Here is a 3,827-nt window from a genome sequence, read left to right on the forward strand (position 1 = left end):
CCTCTGGGGCCCGAGATGGAGCGGCCGATGCCCGGCGCGCTTGCCAGGGACCGAAGCCCTGGCCGGTTTCTTGGCAGCACGCAGTACTGTCTTCGCTTATCTCAAGCTACGCTTGCGCAGCGCATGGGCCTTACTGCGGAAATTCGCTCTGATTTCCGCTTCGTCTATGCCGGCGACGATGCGGTTCTCCATCAGTATCCGGCCAGCGACGATCGTATGCAGAACGTCGTCGGCGCGGCTGGAGTAGACCAGTGCCGCAGCAGTGTCATAGACCGGCAGTGTGTGCGCCTTGTCGAGGTCGACGACAATGACATCGGCGGCCATGCCGGGCGCCAGGGAGCCGGTTTCGGGCCGGTTCATCGCCTTGGCACCTTCGGCAGTCGCCATCTCCAGGATATCGGTTGTCTTCAGGAATTCCGGGTCAGCGGTCTTGTCCTTGTGGATGAGGCCGGCGAATTTCATTTCCTGGAACATGTCGAGCGTGTTGTGGCTGGCTGGCCCGTCGGTTGCAAGGCCGACCGTGACGCCATGCTCGCGCACGCATTTTAGCGGCAGTGTGCCGGAGGCGACCTTGGCGTTGCAGCACGGGCAATGCGCAATTTTGGTATTGGTTGCGGCCAATATCTTCACGTCATCCTCGTCGAGCTGCGTGCAGTGCGCCGCGGTCACGTCGGACTTCAGGAAATCAAGTGAATGAAGCCAGCGGACCGCCGATGTGCCATAGGTTTCGGCAACATAGACGGTCTCTTGGGGCGCTTCGGCGAGGTGGATGTGGATCGGCACATGATGCGCGTCGGCAACCTCGCGCGACAGGCGAAACATTTCTGGCCCACAGGAATATGTGGCATGTGGCGACAGCCCGATCTGGAGAAGCCCATTCTGCGACTGGTGGTGCTTGACGACGAGGTCGCCGAAGCCGTGTAGCGTCTTCCACGACCAGTCAGTGATCGACGCGTAGACGCCGCGATCGGCGAAGCCGTAGCCAAGTGTTGCGCGCAGCGGTATCTTCTTCAGCGCCTCGATCTGCGGCTCGACGGCATAGGCATCGAAATGCTCGTTGAAGGAGGTAACGCCCGACTTCACCATTTCGACAAGACCGTTCAGGTTCGCCCAGTACAGCGTCTCGGGATCGAAGTTGCGCTTGAGCTGCCACATGGTGGACAGCCACTCGAACAGCCGCACGTCTTCCAAAAGCCCACGCAGGAGAAGGTTCGAGGCAATATGCGTGTGGCTGTCGCAGAAGCCCGGCATCACCGCGCAATTCGAGGCGTCGATGACCTTTGCCGCACTGCCGATGTCGATGGTTTCCTGCGGGCCTACGGCTTGGATCTTGCTGCCGCTGATGGTGATTGTTCCGCGCTGGATCGGCTTGGCGCCGGCCATGGGCATCACGGTGCCGTTGATGATGGCGATATCGATAGTCATCGTATGCTCCCACGCGATCCATTCTGGGATCCGGTTTCAGAGTTTCAGATTTTCAGCGAACGTGCCGAAAATAAGGCAAGCCGAGCGCCGCCGGAGCCGCCGTCGCTTGCCGCATACGGCGCCAGACCATGGCTGGAACGATGATGAAGCAGAGCGTGCCCAGATAGGGCAGCATGCCTAGCAGGGCCGGAGCGATCGGCCAGTTCCGGGCCTGCCCGACATAGCCGAGTGCGGTGATCAGGCCGAAGAGCAGTGCGACGAGGACGACGTTCAGCGGCTGGTAGCGGGCAAAGATGACCAGCGCCACCGCAATCCAGCCGCGCCCCGCCACCATGCCGTCAGACCACGATGGGACAAAAGCCAGCGTGAGATAGCCGCCGGCGCCGGCGGCGAGAGCGGCCCCCAGCGAGACGTACCAGAAGCGCATCGCCAAGACCGGTACGCCGGCCGCATCAGCGGCAGCCGGGTTCTCTCCGGCCGCGCGCATGTTGAGCCCGTGGCGCGTCTTGAACATCAGATAGTGAAGGCCAATCGGCAGGATGATGAAGATCAGGTAGACCAGCGCGTTCTGCGAAAAGAAGGCCGGCCCGATGACTGGTATCTCGCTCAGGTAAGGAACGGCCACCGGCTGGAAGGTCGCCTTCGCCGGCATGCCGGAAAAAGCCCGGCCGACAGTCGCGGCGAGGCCCGTTCCCATCAGGGTTAGCGCCAACCCGCACAGCACCTGGTTGGCGCGAAAGAACACGGTCGCCACGRCGAAAATCATGCCGAAGCCCAGCCCAACCGCAAGTGCTGCGACGAAGCCGACCGACGGACTCGGGACACTCATGGTTACGGCGATCGCAGTGACTGCGCCGAGCGCCATCAGTCCTTCGACGCCGAGATTGACGACCCCGACCCGCTGGCAGATTACCTCGCCAAGTGCTGCCAGTGCCAGCACGCCCCCCGCCAGCACCGCGGTCGTCAGCAGTCCCGTTATGATGTCCATGACTGCATCCTATGCTGCGGCTCGGTCAGTGCGGACGAGCCGGTAATGCGCGAACTCGTCGCCTATGGCGGTGAAAAGCAGGACTAACCCGGTAAGAGCGACGATCGCGCTGGTCGTCAGACCCTGCGTCTGAAGGATGATGCCCGCGTTGAGGATGAACGCCATCAGCGCCGCAGCGGCGAGCACGCCGAGGCAGGAGTTGCGGGCGAGCACGGCCACGATGATGCCGAGATAGCCGAAATTGTTGGAGATGCCGCCCTGCAAACGGTGCACCGTTCCGGCCACTTCGAGCATTCCGGCGATACCCGCGACTGCGCCGGAGAGAAGCATCACCATGATGATACGCCGCCTGACCGGAATGCCGGCGTAGTGGGCGTTCTCCGGATTGGCGCCGCTGATCCGCACCTCGTAGCCCCAGCGCGTGTAGGAAAGCACTGCCGCGACGATCAGCGTCAGCACTACCGCGACGGCAAAACCCCAATGGACCATGCCCCAGAGTTCGGGGATCTCGTAGGGGATGCGCGGGGTGGAGGCGATCGTGCCGGCGCCGCGATCCCGCCAAGGGCCGGTCGCTACGTAGTAGACAAGCAAAGTCGCTACGAAGTTCAGCAGCAGCGTGGTGATGAGCTCGTTGACGCCGACATAGGCGCGGGCGAGCGTCGGGATGGTAATCCATGCCATTCCGCCGGCCGTGCCCGCCAGGAACATGACTGGAATGATTAGCCAGGCCGGCCCCTCCACGAACAGGCCTATCGCTGCCGCCGCCAAAGCGCCGGCGTAGAACTGGCCCTCCGCACCGATATTCCACAGTCCTATCCGCCGGGTGATCATGACGGCTAGGCCTGTCAAGATGAGAGGCGTCACCAGCAGGCCGAGATCCTCGAGCCCAAAACCCGAGCCGAAGGTCGAACTGATAACCTGGCCGGCGAGGTCGAGTGGATTGAGTCCAGAAAAAGCGACGATGACGCTACCGACAATGAGCGCAAGGACGATCGCCGCGACGCGAACGGCCAGCGCGACTGAAGGTCTCGCCGAAGGAAAACGCTGAAGGCGCCAGCTCATTGTGCTGCCTCGACCCGGTTCGAAGACACGCCGGACACGCTCTGTCCACCCATCAAAAGACCGATCGTTTCCATGTCGGCATTCTCTGCGTCAAAAGTCGCCATGATCCGGCCTTCATAGAGAACTGCGATGCGGTCCGAGAGACTGAGCAACTCCTCGAGATCCTCCGAGATCAGCACGACGGCTACGCCCTGGTTCCGAAGCTCGACGAAATAGCGCATCATCGTGTTGATCGCACCGATATCCAGGCCGCGGCTCGGATAGGCGGCGACCAAGAGCTTGCCGGCGATGCGCATCTCGCGCCGGGCGACGAGGCGCTGCTGGTTGCCGCCTGACAGGTTTCGGACAGGCA

The 3,827-nt window shown here is 62.5% G+C and carries 3 protein-coding genes and 1 pseudogene; all 4 read right to left on the bottom strand.

Translation table 11 applies throughout. The features are described 5' to 3' along the window. Positions 1 to 96: 96 nt before the first annotated feature. A complete protein-coding gene (locus AC1DUU_RS25855) occupies positions 97 to 1,425 on the bottom strand; it encodes an amidohydrolase family protein (protein ID WP_476786227.1) in 1,329 nt (442 codons plus the stop codon). A 52-nt stretch (positions 1,426 to 1,477) separates the two neighbouring features. Further along, positions 1,478 to 2,413: an ABC transporter permease gene (locus AC1DUU_RS25860; RefSeq protein WP_476786228.1), complete on the bottom strand. Its 936-nt coding sequence runs from the start codon at positions 2,411 to 2,413 to the stop codon at positions 1,478 to 1,480. Between the two features lie 9 nt (positions 2,414 to 2,422). Beyond that, positions 2,423 to 3,475, bottom strand: a complete 1,053-nt coding sequence (locus tag AC1DUU_RS25865; protein ID WP_476786229.1) for an ABC transporter permease — start codon at positions 3,473 to 3,475, stop codon at positions 2,423 to 2,425. Further along, positions 3,472 to 3,827 (bottom strand): annotated as a pseudogene (locus AC1DUU_RS25870) (heme ABC transporter ATP-binding protein); the annotation flags it as partial. The gene AC1DUU_RS25865 and the pseudogene AC1DUU_RS25870, both read right to left, overlap by 4 nt.

This window comes from Aminobacter sp. P4_H6_2 (assembly GCF_056400805.1).

Bases quoted from the DNA above. Each gene is read 5' to 3' on its own strand.
- AC1DUU_RS25855 (WP_476786227.1), bottom strand. From the start codon at position 1,425: ATGACTATCGATATCGCCATCATCAACGGCACCGTGATGCCCATGGCC.
- AC1DUU_RS25865 (WP_476786229.1), bottom strand. From the start codon at position 3,475: ATGAGCTGGCGCCTTCAGCGTTTTCCTTCGGCGAGACCTTCAGTCGCG.